Source organism: Methylobacterium oryzae (assembly GCF_036441375.1).
Classification (GTDB): domain Bacteria; phylum Pseudomonadota; class Alphaproteobacteria; order Rhizobiales; family Beijerinckiaceae; genus Methylobacterium; species Methylobacterium oryzae_A.
In genome coordinates this window covers 1432270-1448013 of the sequence record NZ_MLCA01000001.1, presented here as the reverse complement: position 1 = coordinate 1448013, position 15744 = coordinate 1432270, and the positions used below count along the sequence as shown (strand labels likewise).

Here is a 15744-nt window from a genome sequence, read left to right as displayed (position 1 = left end):
GTCGCGGACACGGGGGCTGACGCGCACAGCGCGTTGGACGGGCAGAACACCGCTGGGATGCGGTATGGCAATGGGTCCGCCCGCGCAATATGGGTGCGCTGCGCGCGCGCCACGCGTTGTTCGGAGGGCGGGCGCGGATCGACGGAGCGCATCCATGCTCGGCTGGGAGACCGACATCCACGACGCCCTGACGGCGCCGGCGGTCGCGCGCAATCGCGACGCGATCCTGGCCGTTCTGCGGGAGGTCCTGCCCGGCAGCGGCACCGTTCTGGAGATCGCCAGCGGCTCCGGCGAGCACGCGGTGCACGTCGCCGCGGCCCTGCCGGGCCTCGACTGGCTGCCGAGCGACCCGGAACCCGCCGCCCGGCGCAGCATCGCGGCGCACGCGCGGCGAGCGGGGCTCGCCAACCTCCGGCCGCCGCTGGACCTCGACGCCGCGGCCGCGCCCTGGCCGGTGACGCGTGTCGACGGGATCGTCTGCATCAACATGATCCACATCGCGCCCTGGGCCGCCACCGAGGGGCTGATGGCCGGCGCCGGCCGCGTCCTGGGAGAGGGGGGCATCCTGTTCCTGTACGGCCCGTTCCGCGAGGCCGGCCGGCCGTTCGCGGAGAGCAACGCCGCCTTCGACGCCTCCCTGCGCGGACGAGACCCGGCCTGGGGCGTGCGGGACCTCGAGACGGTCGCGGCGGAAGCGGCGCGGCACGGTCTGACCCTGGTCCGGCGCGTGGCCATGCCGGCCAACAATCTGAGCGTGATCTTCGAGCGTCGGGACAGGTGAGCCGCCGTCTGTCACGTTTTTCCGCATCTGCACACTGTATTCAGCCACCCGCCTGTTGCACAATCCTGCCCTGGACCCGATGCGACGGCAAAAGCCGCACGGGCCGCAGGAGGAAGCCCATGCCGATGGAACGCAGCGTTTCGAGTCGGGCCCTGGCCCTGCTCGCAGTGGCCGGATTGTTGGGATCGACCCAGGCGCGAGCCGCCGATCCGATCCGGATCGGGGTGATCGCCGAGGCGCAGTCCGTGGTCGGGGCCTCGATCCCGCAGGCGGTGCAGCTCGCCGCCGACGAGATCAACGCCCAGGGCGGGATCGACGGGCGCCAGATCCAGGTCGTCACCTACGACGACAAGTCCTCCGCCTCCGACGCGGTCCGCGCCTTCCAGCGGGCGGTCTCCGAGGACAAGGTCAACCTCGTCATCGCCAGCTACATCTCGGAGGTCGTGCTGGCGCTGATGCCCTGGGCGGCCCGGCTGAAGACGCCGATGATCACGCCGGGCGCGGCCTCGAACGAGATCAGCCTCGCGGTCCACAAGGACTACGCGCGCAACAAGTACACCTTCCACGGCTACCTGACCTCGGCGGCCCTGGCCCAGTCGATCTGCGACTCGACCAAGGACATGCTGATCGACCTGATGAAGGTGAAGACCGCCGCGATCATGAGCGAAGACGCGGCCTGGACCCGGCCGCTCGACGTCGGCTACGAGAAATGCCTCCCCGAGATCGGCGTGAAGGTCGTCGACCACATCCGCTTCTCGCCGGACACGGGCGACTTCACGCCGATCTACAACAAGATCGAGGCGGCCAAGCCGGACCTGATCGTCACCGGCATCTCGCATGTCGGCGTGCAGCCGACCGTGCAGTGGCAGAACCAGCAGGTGCCGCTCGCCATGACCGGCATGAACTCGCAGGCGACCTCCTCGACCTTCTGGTCGAACACGAACGGCGCCACGCAGGGCGTCATCTTCCAGAGCATCGCGGTGCCGGGCGCGGCGATCACCGACAAGTCGCTCGCCTTCAGCGCCGCGTTCAAGAAGCGCTTCGGAAGCGACCCGTCCTACGCCGGGTACATGGCCTACGATCAGGTCTACTACGCGGCCGACGCGGTGAAGCGCGCCGGCACCACGGAGGCCGACAAGCTCGTGGACGCCCTGGAGAAGACCGACTGGGTCGGCACGGTCGGGCGCACGCAGTTCTACGGCAAGGACGACCAATTCACCCACTCGATCAAGTACGGTTCCGGCTTCGTCACCGGCCTGATGGCGCAGTGGCAGGACGGCAAGCAGGTCGCGGTCTGGCCAAAGAGCCTCGCGCAGGGTGCGATCGTGCTCCCGGCCGCCGTGAAGGCGGCGGCCCGCTAAGGCGGCGCGCGCGACCGGGAACGGGCGTGCCCGCGGCGTGCCGGGCGTGCCCGCACCTTGCCAACCGCGCCCGTTCCCGCAAGTAGAGCCGGACCGCGACCCCGTGAGCGCGGCCGAGACGACGCGCGCGGAGGATAATCGTTGATGGCCACCACCGACCTGCCCGGGACCATGCGCCAGATCCGCTACGCGGGCTCCGGCGGACCGGAGGTGATCAGCCTGGAGACGGCCCCGGTGCCGAGCCCGGGTCCCGGCCAGGTTCTGATCGAAGTGGTGGCGGCCGGGGTGAACCGGCCCGACGTGGCGCAGCGTTCCGGTGTGTACCCGCCGCCGCCCGGCGCCACCGAGATTCCGGGCCTCGAGGTCGCGGGCCGCGTGGTCGCGCTCGGAAGCGGGGTCGACGGGTTGTCGCCCGGGGACGAGGTCTGCGCCCTGGTGATCAGCGGCGGCTACGCCGAGTACGCCGTGGCCGAGGCGGCCCACTGCCTGCCGCGCCCGCGGGCCGTCTCGCTGGTCGATGCCGGCGGCCTGCCGGAGACCTTCTTCACGGTCTACTCCAACGTGGTCCAGCGCGGCCGCCTCGCGCGCGGGGAGAGCTTCCTCGTGCATGGCGGGTCGAGCGGTATCGGCGCCACGGCGATCCAGATCGCCAAGCATGTCGGCGCCCGGGTCTTCGCGACGGCCGGCTCGGCCGAGAAGTGCCGGTTCTGCGAGGGTCTCGGGGCCGAGGCCGCGATCGACTACAAGCAGGCCGACTTCGCCGAGGAGGTGAAGCGCCTCACCGACGGGCGCGGCGTCGACGTCATCCTCGACATGATCGGCGCGAGCTATCTTGCCCGGAACCTCAAGTCGCTGGCACCGGACGGCCGGCTGGTGATGATCGCCCTGATGGGCGGCTACAAGGTCGACGGGCTGAACATCACGCCGATCATGCGCAACCGCCTGACCTTCACGGGCTCGACGCTGCGGCCGCGCGGCAAGGCCGACAAGGCGGCGATCGCCGACGGCCTGCGCCGGGACATCTGGCCCGAGCTCGACGCCGGACGGATCCGCACCGTCACCCACGCGACCTTCCCGCTGGAGCGGGCGCGGGAGGCGCATGAGCTGATGGAGTCGAGCGCCCATCTCGGCAAGATCCTTCTGACCACCGGACGGTGACGACCGCTTCCGGCAGGAACCTGCCTCGGCGGCCCCGCGTTGGCGGCCGGTAACGAGATCGTGTCGCACAGCGCCCGTTTCGGCGTGTGGCGTCCCGCCGAGGAAGGTTTTGCACATGGCCGAGAGACTGAACCCGAACGAGAGCCGTCAGGGCGAGCGCGGGAAGCCCGTGCTCTGGGTCCTGGTGGCGAGCCTCGTCCTGCTGGCGATCGCCACCGTGGGCCTGCTCACGTGGAACGGCGCCAATTCGCCGAAGGACTATGCCAGCCAGAGCCAGGACGCGTCGCGCAAGGAGGTGACGGGCTCGGTGACCGGCCAGTCCGGCGGGTCGTCGCCGACGAACAGCACCGGCGTTCCGGGCGGCAACCCGTCCTACCCGCAGCCGGCCCAGCCGGGCGCGAATGGCGGCGCGGCGAAGTAAGGTGTCGCGGGGCGGCCCCGGGCCGTCCCGCCTCCCGCGCGCTCAGCGCGTCGGGATCGGCGTCGGGCCGCGGTAATCGTAGAAGCCCCGCTTGGCCTTCCGGCCGAGCCAGCCGGCCTCGACATATTTCACGAGAAGCGGGCAGGGCCGGTACTTCGAATCGGCGAGCCCCTCGTAGAGCACCTGCATGACCGACAGGCAGGTGTCGAGGCCGATGAAATCGGCCAGCTGCAGCGGGCCCATCGGGTGGTTCGCGCCGAGCTTCATGGCGGTGTCGATCGACTCGACCGACCCGACGCCCTCGTAGAGCGTGTAGATCGCCTCGTTGATCATCGGCAGCAGGATGCGGTTGACGATGAAGGCCGGAAAATCCTCCGACATCGTCGACGTCTTGCCGAGCTTGGCGATGAACGCCTTGGCCGACTCGTAGGTCGTGTCCTCGGTGGCGATGCCGCGGATCAGCTCGACGAGCTGCATCACCGGCACCGGGTTCATGAAGTGGATGCCGATGAATTTTTCCGGCCGGTCCGTCGCGGCGGCGAGCCGGGTGATGGAGATCGATGACGTGTTGGTCGCCACCAAGGTCTCCGGTCGCAGAGACCCGCACAGCGTGGTGAAGATCTCGCGCTTGGTCGCTTCGTTCTCGGTCGCCGCCTCGATGACCAGATCGCACGGGCCCAGGGCGGCGAAATCGCGGGCGGGAACGATGCGGGAGCGGGCCTCGCCGCTGTCGCCCTCCGTCAGCGTGCCCTTCGACACGAGGCGCGCGAGGCTGCCCTCGATTACCGACAGCCCGTTCTCGAGCCGGGCGGGATCGCGGTCGTTCAGCAGGACCTCGAAGCCGGCGGTGGCGCAGACCTGCGCGATGCCGCTGCCCATCTGGCCCGCGCCGACGATGCCGACCCGCTTGATCTCCATATGCATGTGCCGACCTGTGCCCCCAAGGCGGATGCCGCAGCGCGGCCGCGCCGCCCACCGGACGGCACGAACGCGACGGCACCGCGCGAAGTCTCGCCGTTGCAGCCTTCTAGACCAATCCTCGATCCGGAAGGAACCCGTGAAGCCGCGTTCTGCGACAATGCTCGCGGGTTGCCAGACCGGGTTGCGTTACTGGCCCCTGGCCTTGCCGATCTCGGATTGCAGCTCAGGCACGATCTGGAAAAGGTCACCGACGAGCCCGTAATCGGCCACCTGGAAGATCGGCGCGTCCTCGTCCTTGTTGATGGCGACGATGACCTTCGAATCCTTCATGCCGGCGAGGTGCTGGATCGCGCCCGAGATGCCCACAGCGACGTAGAGGTCCGGCGCCACGACCTTGCCGGTCTGCCCCACCTGCCAGTCGTTCGGCGCGTAGCCGGCATCGACGGCGGCGCGCGAGGCGCCGACGGCCGCGCCGAGCGAATCGGCCAGCGGCTCGATCAGCTCGTGGAACTTGTCCGACGAGCCGAGCGAGCGGCCACCCGACACGATGATCCGCGCCGAGGCCAGCTCCGGCCGATCGGACTTGGCGATCTCCTCACCCTTGAAGCTCGAGCCGCCCGCCGCGGCCGCGACCGCCGACACGGCCTCCACCGGCGCGGCGGCGCCGCCCTCTTCGGCAGCCTTGAAGGCGGCCGTGCGCACGGTGATCACCTTCTTGCCGGCGGGCGCCTGCACGGTCTGGATCGCGTTGCCGGCGTAGATCGGCCGCTCGAACGTGTCCGGCGCGACGACCTTGATGATGTCGGAGACCTGCGCGACGTCGAGCAGGGCGGCCACGCGCGGCAGCACGTTCTTGCCCGTGGTCGAGGCCGAGGCGATGATCGTGTCGTAGGGTTCGGCGATGGCGGCGATCAGGGCCGAGACGGGCTCGGCGAGGTCGTGGTCGTAGACGCCGTCCTCGGCGTTCAGGACCTTCTCGACGCCGTCAAGCTTGCCGGCGGCCTCGGCGACGGCCTTCGAGCCCGTGCCCAGGACCAGGGCGTGGATCGGGCCGCCGATCTCCTTGGCGGCGGCGAGCGCCTTCAGCGTGCCGTCCTTGATCTGGCCGTTGCCGTGCTCGACGAAGAGGAGTGTCGTCATGGTCTGGGGGTGCCCTCGAGGGTGGTGGCGCGGGGCTCGACCATCATCGGGAGCCCCGCCTGCGGATCAGATGACGCCGGCTTCGACCTTGAGCTTCTGGACGAGCTCGGCCGCGGAGGCGACCTTCACGCCGGCCGAGCGGCCCGGCGGTTCGGCGGTCTTCAGCACCGTGAGCCGCGGCGTCACGTCGACGCCCAGCGCCTCGGGCGCGAGCTCCTCCAGCGGCTTCTTCTTGGCCTTCATGATGTTCGGCAGCGAGGCGTAGCGCGGCTCGTTGAGGCGGAGATCCGTCGTGACGATCGCGGGCAGCTTCAGGCTCACCGTCTGCAGGCCGCCGTCGACCTCGCGGGTGACGTCGAGGCTGCCCTCGCCCGGCTCGATCTTGTACGCGAAGGTGCCCTGCGGCCAGCCGAGAAGAGCCGCGAGCATCTGGCCGGTCTGGTTGGAGTCGTCGTCGATCGCCTGCTTGCCGAGGATGACGAGCTCCGGGCTCTCCTTCTCGACCACGGCCTTCAGGAGCTTCGCGACCGCGAGCGGCTCGCAATTGACGTCGGTCTTGACCAGGATCGCGCGGTCGGCGCCCATCGCGAGCGCGGTGCGCAGCGTTTCCTGCGCCTGCTGCGGGCCGATCGACACGGCCACGATCTCGGTGACCTTGTCCTTCTCCTTCAGGCGGATCGCCTCCTCGACGGCGATCTCGTCGAAGGGGTTCATGGACATCTTGACGTTGGCGAGCTCGACGCCGGAGCCGTCGGCCTTCACGCGAATCTTGACGTTGTAGTCCACCACCCGCTTGACGGGCACCAGCACCTTCATGGCGGTCACGATCCTTCCCCGGAGGATTCTTGTCGTCGTGCAGGCCACTTCCACGGGCGCGCGAGGCGCAGCGTGGCCGGGGCACGCAAGGCGGCGGACCGTAACGGCCACATTTCCGCCTTGTCAACGCGGCGCCGCGGCGGCCCCGCGAAAACCCGCTCCGCCGGCTCAGCGATTGGCGCCGGGCACCCAGAGCACGTCGTCGGCGCCGTCGCCGTTCGCCGCGCGGCTCGCCACGAACAGGAAATCCGACAGGCGGTTGAGGTAGCGCAGCGCCTCCGGCGAGACCGTCTCGTCCTCCCGCGCCGCGAGGCTGACCGCGAGCCGCTCGGCGCGCCGGCAGACGGTCCGGGCGAGGTGCAGGGCCGCCGCGGCGGGCGAGCCGCCGGGCAGGACGAAGGATTTCAGCGGCGGGATCGCCGCGTTCAGCGCGTCGATGTCGCGTTCCAGCCGCTCGACCTGGCTCGCGACGATCCGCAGCGGCTCGTAGGGGAGGGGTTCCGGCGTCGGCGGCGTCGCGAGGTCGGCGCCGAGGTCGAACAGGTCGTTCTGGATCGCCCCCAGCATCCCGTCGAGGGCCCCCTGCGTGTGCAGGCGGGCCATCCCGATGCAGGCATTGGTCTCGTCGACGGTGCCGTAGGTCTCGACCCGCAGGTCCGCCTTCGAGCGGCGCTGCCCGTCCGCCAGAGCGGTCGTCCCCTTGTCGCCGGTCCTCGTGTAGATGCGGTTGAGCTTGACCAAGGGGTTTTGCGCCTCAGAACGTGTAGCCGATCTTGCCGCCGTAATTGGTCAGGCCGCGATTGTTGGCGCAGAGCCCGGCATTCGACATGTGCTCGATCGTCGCCATGATGCTCCAGTGCTCGGTCAGGCGGAAGCCGAGGGCGGCCGCCTCGCGGAACATCGGCGAGCAGCCGAGCGTGTTGAAGCCGTAGGGCGTCTCGGCCTTCGGGCCGGTCCAGCCGTTATGGGCCACGCCGCCGAAGAACCCGTCGAGGAAGACGCGGCGGTTGAAGGTCTCCGGGAAGACCTCGAGCGTCCAGGTGGCTCCGAGATAGGCGTAGCTGGTCCGGCCGCCGGTGTTGTAGCTGCCCCCGACGGTCGGGCGCGGCACGAAGGCCTGCCAGAACGGGTCGGCGCTGATGCGCGGCTTGGCGAACAGGACTTCGCCGTTGACGTTCGCCTTGCTGAAGCCGGGGAGCTTGCCCTCGGCGCTGCCGGGATCCTGCACAGCGCCGCCGATGCGGATCTCGGACACGATGCTGAGCGGCTGCACGGGGGCCGCGTAGGCGGCGGGCGGCGGCGGCGCGAGATCCGCGGCCGCGGCCGGCAGGATCGCCGCCCCGGTCAGAATGCCGAACAGACAGAGGCGAGAAGGGGCAGTCATGCGGGCTCGGCCGATCGGGCGCAGCGATTTGCTTCTACCGAGCGTAGCAGAGGCTCACGGGGTGCGGCGGGCAATTCATCCTTTACCCAATCGAAAGGTGTCCGGTGCGGCGGCGCGGTCACACCCGGTCCGACGCCCTCAGGCCGAGCGCCACCAGACGACGCCCATGATGATCACGATCGCCACGAACTGCAGGAGCACGCGCAGGCGCATCAGCTTCTGCGAGAGGTTGGCGCTGCCGCCCCGCATCATGTTGGCCAGGCCCAGGAGCAGGACCGCGGCGACGGCCAGGCAGGCGATCAGGACGAGGGTGTTGGACGACATGCGGTCGGGGATCCGGGTGGGGCGGGGGCCGTGATCCGGCCCCGCGCGGCGTGAGGTGGCGGTCGCTCAGTTGCGGCGGAGCAGGCGCTCGAAATAGTCGAGTTCCTCGCGGGGGCGGCTCGGGTCGCCGAGCTTGCGCCGCAGCTCCTCCATGATGCGCCGGGCGCGCTGGACCGCGGATTCGTCGGCCGTGGGAACGCGAACCCGCCCGTCGCTCATGTCGCGGCCGCGGGTCGGGCGCCCGAGGGGGTCGTCGTCGCGCGCGCCGGCCTGACCCTGCTGCCCAGGCTGCTGGCCGCCCTCCTGCTGGCCCTCGCCCTGGCCCTCGGCCATCTCCTGCATCTGCTGGGCCATGCCGTCGGCGCCGCGCTTGAGTCCGTCGAGGGCGCGCCCCTGCGCGTCGACCGCCCCGTCCGAATCGCCATCCTTGAGGGCGTTCTCGGCCTCGCGCATGGCCTCCTCGGCGTCGGAGAGACCCTGCTCGCCGCGCATGCCGTTCTCCTTCATGCGCTTCTGAAGGTCTTCCAGCCGCTGCCGAAGAGCCTGCTGACGCTCGCCGACGCCGCCCTGCTGGCCCTCGCCCTGCTGCCCTTGCCGCTGCTGCCCTTGCCCCTGCTGCCCTTGTCCTTGCTGCCCTTGTCCTTGCTGCCCTTGCCCGTGCTGACCCTGCTGGCGCTGGCCCTGCTGCCCCTGGCCCTGCTGGCTGCGCTGCCCGTGCTGCGGCTGGCCGCGATTCTGCTGGCGCTGCTGGCCGCCGCGCTGGTCCTCGCCGTCCTTGAAGGTCTCGTCGCGCAGGCCCTGCTGCTCGCGGGACATGGCGTCGAGGTCGCGCATCTGCTTCTGCATCTCGCGGGACGCCTGGTCCGACTGGCTGCCGCGCTCGGCGGTCTGGAGATTCTCCAGGATGTTGCGCAGCTGCTCCATCAGGCGCTGCGCCTCGGCGGTGTCGCCGCGCTTCATCGCCTCCGCCATGTCCTGGATCATCTTGTCGAGATCCCCGGGCGTGACGGTCTTGCTCTGCCCGTTGTTCTGGCCGCGCTCGCTCTGCTCGCGGGGCTCGCGGCCCTGCTTCTGCGCCATCTCGGACAGGAACTTGTCGAGCGCCTGCTTCAGGTCCTGCGTCAGGCGCTTGATCTCGTCGTCGGGCGCGTTGCGCTCGATCGCCTCCTTCAGCCGGTCCTGGGCCTGGCGGAGCTGCTTCTCGGCGTCCGACAGATCGCCGTCCTCGATCTTGAGGGCCATCTCCCACAGGAGGTCGGCCACCGCGACGAGGTCGGAATCCGTCCGGGCGCGGCGCAGCCGCTCGGTCGCCGTCCGCAGGCCGAGGAAGATCGCGGGCTGCGGCGTGAAGGTGTCGGGCGCGACCAGCAGGGCGTCCAGCGCCCCCTGGACCCAGCGGCGATCCGTGTCGGGCGCGGTGACGAGGCGGCGGCGCTCCTCGGCGAGGGCCCGCGCCAGCGGCTCGCGGAACGGCCGGGCCGGCAGGACGATCTCGGCATCGGGCGTGCGCCCCTCCTGGCCGGCCTCGTCCTTGACGACGATGTGGTAGCGGACCTTCGCGCCGGACCAGGGGCTGTCCGTCAGATCCACGAGGGTCTTGGTGTCGGTCTCGCCGCTGGCGTCGCCGGGCAGCGCCAGGTTGATCTGCGGCACCGGGACCAGGGCGCGGGCGGATTTCAGCGGCTCGATCACAGCCTCGGCCGAGCTGATCCCGTAATCGTCCTTCGCCCGGTAGGTCAGGTTGAAGGTGCCGCGCCCGTTCACCTCGGGGCCGCCCACGGCGGTCACCTCCGGCGGCCGGTCGGGGATCGCGTCGACGGTCAGGCGCTGCCTGCCCGCCGGGGTCACGATCGTCAGCTCGGCGCCGCCGACGACGCGATAGCGCTCCTCGCGCAGGTCGGGACGCGCCTCCTGCCCGGGGACCGGGACGAGTCCCGCGTTCGGCGTGAGCGTCGTCTCGGACGCGGCCTTGCCCTGGCCGGCGACCCGCACGATCAGCTGCGCGTTGATCGGCGCGCGCAGGTGCTGGTCGCTCCCGTCCATGGCGATCAGCAGCGGCGGGAGCCGCGTGTAGAGCGGCGGGTCGATCCAGCCATCCACGCGGAAATTCGGGCCGGGTGCCGCCGGCTCCTGCCAGTCGAAGGCGGCGCCGATCCGCTGGCGCCACTCGGGGCCGGCCGCGAACAGGCTCGCGACCGCGGCGACTACCAGACCGGCGCGCAGGGCGAAGGGATCGTGCCGGGTCATGCCCGGCCGCGGCAGGCCGACGCGCAGGGCCGAGACCGCCTGCGCGGCGCGGCGCTGGTGCAGGTCCCAGAGCAGCCGGCTCCCCGGATCGGCGGCGCCGACGGCGAGGCTGTCCTCGACCGCCGAGGCCGGCCCGTGGCGCAGCTTCGGATCGCGGGACGCGGCCTCGCGGTCGAGCCGCGCCAGGGCCAGGCGCCGGTCCGGCCGGCCCACGTGGATCAGCGGCAGAAGCGCGGCGACGAGGAGGACGGCCAGGGCGCCGAGGCCGATCTGGCGCCAGAGCGGCGCGAGGTCGAGCCACAGGCCCGACCAAGAGACGACCAGGAAGAGCAGCAAGACGCCGATCCCGCGCCAGAGGATGGGCCACGCCTGCTCCCACAGGCCGGCCGCGCGCGCCTGCGCCACGAGCCGGTCAAGCCGCGTGGACGCCGCGTTCGCTCCACCCGCGCCAGTCTTGCTCTCGGTGCCGTTCCTGCCGATCACGCCGAACGTTCCGCCTCACGCCGAAGGAGTGGCCCACGGAGCCGCGCTCGCCGGACCCCGTCACACGTGCCTAGCATGGTGGGCCGCGCGGGTCGGCGGGTCAAATCGGCGCGACGCTCGCCCGCGCGCGTCAGTTGTGCGCCTGGATGAAGTTGCGCACCTGCGGGTAGATCTGCGTCTCCCAGCGCCGCCCGGCGAAGACGCCGTAATGGCCGACGCCGGCCTGGAGGTGATGGGTCCGCATGGAGGGGGCGAGGTCCGAGCACAGGTCGTGGGCCGCCATGGTCTGCCCGACCGCGCAGATGTCGTCCCGCTCGCCCTCGACCGTCATCAGCGCCGTGCGGCGGATCGCGCGCAGGTCGATCGGCTCGCCCCGGTACGACACCGCGTTCCGGGCCAGGGCGTGGTCCTGGAACACGGTCTTGACCGTCTCCAGATAGAAATCGGCCGCGAGGTCGAGCACGGCGAAATACTCATCGTAGAAGGTCTCGATCGCTTCGGCCTTCTCGCGCTCGCCGTTGGCCATGTGCCAGAACAGGTCCGCGTGGCCCTGGATGTGGCGCTTGGCGTTCATCGCCATGAAGGCCGAGACCTGCACGAAGCCCGGATAGACCTTGCGGCCGGCGCCCCTGTGGCGCGTCGGCACCGTCGCGATCAGGTTCTTCTCGAACCACTCGATCGGCTTGGAGGTCGCGAGCTCGTTCACGCCCGTCGGGTTGATCCGGCAATCGACCGGCCCGGCCATCAGGGTCATGCTGCGCGGGGTGGCGGGATCCTTCGCCTGCGCCATCGCGGCGGCGGCCACGAGGGCCTGCACGGCGGGCTGGCACACAGCCACCATGTGGGCGCCTTCGCCCATCGTCCGCAGGAACTGGATCAGGTGGCTCACGTAGTCGTCGAAGCCGAACCTCCCGTCGGCCAGCGGCACGTCCCGGGCGTTGTGCCAATCGGTGATGTAGACGTCGTGGTCGGGCAGCATCGTGCGCACGGTGGCGCGGAGCAGCGTGGCGAAGTGGCCCGACATCGGCGCGACCATCAGCACCTTGGGCTGCTCGGTGTGGATGTCCTTCTTGAAGTGGAGCAGCGTGGCGAAGGGCGTGACCTCGACCGCCTCCTCGGTCACCGTCACGCTCCGGTTCCCGACATTCACCGCCTCGATGCCGTAGGGCGGCCGCGCGAAGGTCAGGCCGGCGCGCATCATCATCCGGGCGCCGGCGGACATCCAGGTCGCCGGCTCGCCCCACCCGACCCAGGGCGACCAGATGTCGTTCAGCAGCCGGCCCCACGCCCGGGTCTGGGCGGCTAAGTCGGTCTGCAGGTCGAACGCGTCGTACAGCATCGGGCAGGCACTCGCTGGAGCCCTGCCCGGCATGCGGGCCATCGGGGCGGCAAAGTTGGCGGATGCCGGAAGCACGGTTGCATCAGCGTGGCCGTGCAGGATGGGTCCCGTTCCGGGAGGCGGCAACTGTCCGAAACGCGAACGCGAACAAGAATCATCGTGACGTGACTTTGTTGCACCAGACCGCGCCGGTCCCGGTCGGGAGCGCCGGCTCACCCGGCGCACCCGCGGCCTCACGAGGCGCGGCGGGTCACGGGACCCGGCTCGGCCTCGCTCCTGCGATGCTCGCAGGCGATCTTGAGATACCGGTCGCTGCCCCCCGGCAGGCCGGCCTGAGCCGCCATCGTCTGGGCGTGCATCAGGCACTCGATCGGCGTGTGCGCCGGCGCGATGATGACGTCGAGGGCGGTATCGCGCGAGCAGTCCTGAGCCAGCAGCGTGCCGGCACAGACAAGGGCGACGGAGAGCAGTTCCGACATGACGGACCTCGGTTTCGAGTGATCGAAAGGTCCGCGGGGTGCTCCGGCGTGTGAGCCACCGCGTTGTCGTTGCCTGGGTGCTTCCTCCGGTTGCTGAAGACTTCAAGCACGTCACATGCCAGGAGCGCGCCCATGCCCGCTCGGCGCGGGCGTTCGCGGCGCCGGCCCCGTCGCGCCTGCGGGCTGGCCGAGCACCCGCAAAGTGCCGAGCACCCGCAAAGTGCCGGGCAACCTCAGTCGCGGGCGGCCAGCCAGTGCGTCTCCGGCTCGTCGGCGGGCAGGAGCGCCGCGACGGCGTCGAGATCGACGACGTACTGTTCGGTGAGCCGCGTCCACATCTCGACCGGGGAGGCGACCTGCGGCCGGAGCCCGTCGAGGGCGCGGGCGAGCAGGGCGGCGTTGACGAGCTTCGGGCGCTGCACGAGCGGATCAGCGTTCAGCATCGATGACGATCCCATTCGGACGCCGCCATCCTCGGTCGATCGTGGTTAACGCCCGGTTACGGCTGCCGCCGAGGACTTGGGCTGTTCTTGCGCGCGCGCCGGGGCGGGGATCAAAGCTGGTTTTGCCGCCGGATCGGCGGTGCCGGCGGGGCTCAGAACCTGGCCGGTCTCGCCGGCGCGCCGGGCGATGCGGGATCGGGCGCTCGAGACGGCGCGCAGGCTTGCGGCCGGCCGGTCCCGCTCGAGTTCACAAGCCGGACCCCTTCCCTTATCAGGCAGGCACATCGAGCCTGTCCCGGCCGACGAAGTGCCGCCGCGCAGGGCGCGCACGGCTCCGGTCGCGCGGCTCCGGTCGATTGTGCGAACGGGACACCATGGACGTCAAACCTGAAGCGATCGGCGCGACGCAGGGGCGGACGGCGCGACTCGTGCTCGCCTCCGCGTCGCCCCGACGTCTCGCGCTACTCCAGCAGATCGGGATCGAGCCGGCGGCCCTCCTGCCGGCCGAGATCGACGAGACGCCCCGCAAGGCCGAGCCGCCGCGCGAGCTGGCGCGCCGCCTCGCGCGGACGAAGCTCGCCACCGCCGAGGCGGCGCTCCACCTGGAGGACACCGCGACCCCCACTTGGCTCCTGTCGGCCGACACGGTGGTGGCGGTCGGGCGGCGGGTCCTGCCGAAGGCGGAGATCCCCGACGAGGCCGCGGACTGCCTGCGCCTGCTCTCGGGACGGCAGCACCGGGTCTACACGGCGGTCTGCGTCCTCTCGCCCCGCGGGCGCCGGGAGCGGGTCGTCGAGAGCCGCGTCCGGTTCAAGCGCCTCTCGGGCCGCGACATCCAGGGCTACGTGGCTTCGGGCGAGTGGCGCGGCAAAGCCGGCGGCTACGCGATCCAGGGTCTCGCGGGGGCCTTCGTGGTGAAGCTGGTCGGCTCGTACAGCGGCGTGGTCGGCCTGCCGCTCTACGAGACCCTGAGCCTCCTCGACGGCGAGGGGTATCCGGTGCGGGACGGGTGGGGCGCCCTCGCATGAGCCGCGAACGGCGTCCGCCGCCCTGTCCGATCTGCCGAAAGCCGTCCGCGCCGGACTTCCGGCCGTTCTGCTCCCAGCGCTGCGCCGACGTCGACCTCGGACGCTGGCTCAACGAGCGCTACGCGATCCCCGAGGAGCTCGATTCCGACGAGCCGCCGCCGCCGCCGGATCCGGAGCGCTAGATTTTTTCCGGATTCCGGTCACGTCGACGTCACGGCAAGGCTGGACAGGCCGCGAAGCACTGACTATACCCCGCGACGTCCGAGGCCGACACCGGCGCGGACGACGCCCAGGTAGCTCAGTTGGTAGAGCATGCGACTGAAAATCGCAGTGTCGGTGGTTCGATTCCGCCCCTGGGCACCATCTTCCCGCTGAGCCTCCGCCGTTAGAGTGGGCAGGGCCGGCGACCGAAATTCTCGATCATCGTAAGATAAGCGGCCGCGGCTCGGCCACCGTTGCGCGCCCGCGCGTGCCGGGGACCGCGCCGAGCGCGGATCACCGCGTGTCCGGATCGCGCAGGTGCAGGTAGGTCGGGTCGAACTCCGCCGCCTCCTGCAGCCCGGCCCAGTCATTGACGACCAGGCGGCGACCCCGCAGCGCGATGAGGTCGGCGGCTTTGAGTTCGCGCATCGTGCGGTTGACGTGGACCGAGGTGATCCCGAGCGCGTCCGCGAGTTCCGGCTGCGTCATCGGCAGGTCACAGGCCAGGTCGGGTGCCAGCCCGACCGCGCCCAGCCGTGTCACCAGCTCGCAGAACAGGTGGGCCATCCGGGCATAGGCTTCGCGGCGCCCGGTGTTGAGCATCCACTCCCGGACCATGGCGGCGTCGATCAGCGTCGCGCGCCAGAACACCTCGTTGAGGCGCGGATGCGCCCGCAGCAGCGCCCGGACGGCCTCGTGCTGGACGAAGCCGAGCCGGCAGGCGCTCACCGTGGCGATGTTGATGTCGAGCACCTCCAGGAACAGGCTCTGGAAATCCGGCACGTCCCCGGGGACGTGGTAGCCCATCACCTGACGCTTGCCCGCACGGGTCGATTTGTAGGTGCAGGCGATCCCGCTGAGCACCGCGAAGCTCCGCGACGGCCGGTCGCCCTCCCGGATGATGTCCTGGTTGGGCTCGAACTGCGTGACCTGCATGGGCAACGCGACGAGCGCGGCGCGCTCCTCGTCGGTCAGCCGGAACAGGGCGACCGTCTCGATCCGGTGCAGGAACGGTTCCCTGCTCGACGGGTGGGGTGTCTCGAACATCGCGCCTCGGCCATCCGGCAGAAGCGTTCGGCGTCGCGCGGCCGGTTCGTCCACCGTCTTCGGTCCCCGTCCAAGTGTAGGGTCCCGGTCGGGCTCGACCAGGGCGGGAGCGGTCGGATCGCGGCTGCCCCGCGCCTTCCTGGCGGCCGGGACTGGAATTCTTCGTCTCGG

Annotated in this window: 17 protein-coding genes and 1 tRNA gene; 7 read left to right on the top strand and 11 right to left on the bottom strand. The window is 70.8% G+C overall.

The annotated features are described in order from the left end of the window. Positions 1-154: 154 nt before the first annotated feature. The 4 genes from MOTC310_RS06900 (at position 155) to MOTC310_RS06885 (ending at position 3721) form a co-directional block, all read left to right on the top strand. On the top strand, positions 155-781 hold the full coding sequence (locus MOTC310_RS06900) for a DUF938 domain-containing protein (protein WP_331301250.1): 627 nt from the start codon (positions 155-157) through the stop codon (positions 779-781). Positions 782-900: 119 nt separating this feature from the next. Beyond that, complete coding sequence (locus MOTC310_RS06895) at positions 901-2142, top strand: ABC transporter substrate-binding protein (RefSeq protein WP_331290736.1); 1242 nt, start codon at positions 901-903, stop codon at positions 2140-2142. A 144-nt stretch (positions 2143-2286) separates the two neighbouring features. Next, the gene (locus tag MOTC310_RS06890) at positions 2287-3300 is read left to right on the top strand and encodes an NAD(P)H-quinone oxidoreductase (RefSeq protein WP_331290735.1); all 1014 of its coding nucleotides are present in this window, start codon (positions 2287-2289) and stop codon (positions 3298-3300) included. Positions 3301-3415: 115 nt separating this feature from the next. Then, entirely contained in the window at positions 3416-3721 is a 306-nt protein-coding gene (locus MOTC310_RS06885) for a hypothetical protein (protein ID WP_331290734.1), read from the top strand. 42 nt (positions 3722-3763) lie between these two features. On the opposite strand, the gene MOTC310_RS06880 is transcribed toward MOTC310_RS06885, so the two are convergent. The 10 genes from MOTC310_RS06880 to MOTC310_RS06835 form a co-directional block, all read right to left on the bottom strand. Next, the gene (locus MOTC310_RS06880; RefSeq protein WP_026604743.1) at positions 3764-4645 is read right to left on the bottom strand and encodes a 3-hydroxybutyryl-CoA dehydrogenase; all 882 of its coding nucleotides are present in this window, start codon (positions 4643-4645) and stop codon (positions 3764-3766) included. Positions 4646-4828: 183 nt separating this feature from the next. Further along, positions 4829-5782: an electron transfer flavoprotein subunit alpha/FixB family protein gene (locus tag MOTC310_RS06875; RefSeq protein WP_331301249.1), complete on the bottom strand. Its 954-nt coding sequence runs from the start codon at positions 5780-5782 to the stop codon at positions 4829-4831. A 66-nt stretch (positions 5783-5848) separates the two neighbouring features. Beyond that, positions 5849-6598 (bottom strand): electron transfer flavoprotein subunit beta/FixA family protein, encoded by a 750-nt coding sequence (locus tag MOTC310_RS06870; RefSeq protein WP_331301473.1) that lies wholly within the window; start codon positions 6596-6598, stop codon positions 5849-5851. 168 nt (positions 6599-6766) lie between these two features. Beyond that, a complete protein-coding gene (locus MOTC310_RS06865) occupies positions 6767-7339 on the bottom strand; it encodes a cob(I)yrinic acid a,c-diamide adenosyltransferase (protein WP_331301248.1) in 573 nt (190 codons plus the stop codon). A 13-nt stretch (positions 7340-7352) separates the two neighbouring features. After that, complete coding sequence (locus tag MOTC310_RS06860) at positions 7353-7982, bottom strand: acyloxyacyl hydrolase (protein ID WP_331301247.1); 630 nt, start codon at positions 7980-7982, stop codon at positions 7353-7355. A 138-nt stretch (positions 7983-8120) separates the two neighbouring features. Next, positions 8121-8306 carry a twin transmembrane helix small protein gene (locus MOTC310_RS06855; protein WP_331290730.1) on the bottom strand — a complete coding sequence of 62 codons (186 nt, stop codon included), beginning with the start codon at positions 8304-8306 and terminating at the stop codon, positions 8121-8123. Positions 8307-8372: 66 nt separating this feature from the next. Further along, entirely contained in the window at positions 8373-11036 is a 2664-nt protein-coding gene (locus MOTC310_RS06850) for a TIGR02302 family protein (RefSeq protein ID WP_331301246.1), read from the bottom strand. 130 nt (positions 11037-11166) lie between these two features. Beyond that, positions 11167-12375: a polyhydroxyalkanoate depolymerase gene (locus tag MOTC310_RS06845; protein WP_331301245.1), complete on the bottom strand. Its 1209-nt coding sequence runs from the start codon at positions 12373-12375 to the stop codon at positions 11167-11169. A gap of 233 nt (positions 12376-12608) precedes the next feature. Continuing rightward, complete coding sequence (locus MOTC310_RS06840) at positions 12609-12854, bottom strand: hypothetical protein (RefSeq protein ID WP_331290728.1); 246 nt, start codon at positions 12852-12854, stop codon at positions 12609-12611. Positions 12855-13087: 233 nt separating this feature from the next. Continuing rightward, a complete protein-coding gene (locus MOTC310_RS06835; RefSeq protein WP_331290727.1) occupies positions 13088-13297 on the bottom strand; it encodes a hypothetical protein in 210 nt (69 codons plus the stop codon). Positions 13298-13671: 374 nt separating this feature from the next. Here MOTC310_RS06835 and MOTC310_RS06830 point away from each other — a divergent pair, with 374 nt between their 5' ends. The 3 genes from MOTC310_RS06830 (at position 13672) to MOTC310_RS06820 (ending at position 14688) form a co-directional block, all read left to right on the top strand. Continuing rightward, positions 13672-14325: a Maf-like protein gene (locus MOTC310_RS06830; protein WP_331301244.1), complete on the top strand. Its 654-nt coding sequence runs from the start codon at positions 13672-13674 to the stop codon at positions 14323-14325. Beyond that, positions 14322-14507 (top strand): DNA gyrase inhibitor YacG, encoded by a 186-nt coding sequence (locus tag MOTC310_RS06825; RefSeq protein WP_331290725.1) that lies wholly within the window; start codon positions 14322-14324, stop codon positions 14505-14507. Before MOTC310_RS06830 ends, MOTC310_RS06825 begins: the two co-directional genes overlap by 4 nt. A gap of 105 nt (positions 14508-14612) precedes the next feature. Further along, positions 14613-14688: transfer RNA gene (locus tag MOTC310_RS06820), tRNA-Phe, on the top strand. Positions 14689-14820: 132 nt separating this feature from the next. On the opposite strand, the gene MOTC310_RS06815 is transcribed toward MOTC310_RS06820, so the two are convergent. Continuing rightward, positions 14821-15573 carry a Crp/Fnr family transcriptional regulator gene (locus MOTC310_RS06815; RefSeq protein WP_331301243.1) on the bottom strand — a complete coding sequence of 251 codons (753 nt, stop codon included), beginning with the start codon at positions 15571-15573 and terminating at the stop codon, positions 14821-14823. Positions 15574-15744 lie beyond the last annotated feature (171 nt).

Coding starts and splice junctions, on each gene's coding strand:
- MOTC310_RS06900 (WP_331301250.1), top strand. CDS start 155: ATGCTCGGCTGGGAGACCGACATCCACGACGCCCTGACGGCGCCGGCG.
- MOTC310_RS06895 (WP_331290736.1), top strand. CDS start 901: ATGCCGATGGAACGCAGCGTTTCGAGTCGGGCCCTGGCCCTGCTCGCA.
- MOTC310_RS06890 (WP_331290735.1), top strand. CDS start 2,287: ATGGCCACCACCGACCTGCCCGGGACCATGCGCCAGATCCGCTACGCG.
- MOTC310_RS06885 (WP_331290734.1), top strand. CDS start 3,416: ATGGCCGAGAGACTGAACCCGAACGAGAGCCGTCAGGGCGAGCGCGGG.
- MOTC310_RS06880 (WP_026604743.1), bottom strand. CDS start 4,645: ATGCATATGGAGATCAAGCGGGTCGGCATCGTCGGCGCGGGCCAGATG.
- MOTC310_RS06875 (WP_331301249.1), bottom strand. CDS start 5,782: ATGACGACACTCCTCTTCGTCGAGCACGGCAACGGCCAGATCAAGGAC.
- MOTC310_RS06870 (WP_331301473.1), bottom strand. CDS start 6,598: ATGAAGGTGCTGGTGCCCGTCAAGCGGGTGGTGGACTACAACGTCAAG.
- MOTC310_RS06860 (WP_331301247.1), bottom strand. CDS start 7,982: ATGACTGCCCCTTCTCGCCTCTGTCTGTTCGGCATTCTGACCGGGGCG.
- MOTC310_RS06855 (WP_331290730.1), bottom strand. CDS start 8,306: ATGTCGTCCAACACCCTCGTCCTGATCGCCTGCCTGGCCGTCGCCGCG.
- MOTC310_RS06845 (WP_331301245.1), bottom strand. CDS start 12,375: ATGCTGTACGACGCGTTCGACCTGCAGACCGACTTAGCCGCCCAGACC.
- MOTC310_RS06840 (WP_331290728.1), bottom strand. CDS start 12,854: ATGTCGGAACTGCTCTCCGTCGCCCTTGTCTGTGCCGGCACGCTGCTG.
- MOTC310_RS06835 (WP_331290727.1), bottom strand. CDS start 13,297: ATGCTGAACGCTGATCCGCTCGTGCAGCGCCCGAAGCTCGTCAACGCC.
- MOTC310_RS06830 (WP_331301244.1), top strand. CDS start 13,672: ATGGACGTCAAACCTGAAGCGATCGGCGCGACGCAGGGGCGGACGGCG.
- MOTC310_RS06825 (WP_331290725.1), top strand. CDS start 14,322: ATGAGCCGCGAACGGCGTCCGCCGCCCTGTCCGATCTGCCGAAAGCCG.
- MOTC310_RS06815 (WP_331301243.1), bottom strand. CDS start 15,573: ATGTTCGAGACACCCCACCCGTCGAGCAGGGAACCGTTCCTGCACCGG.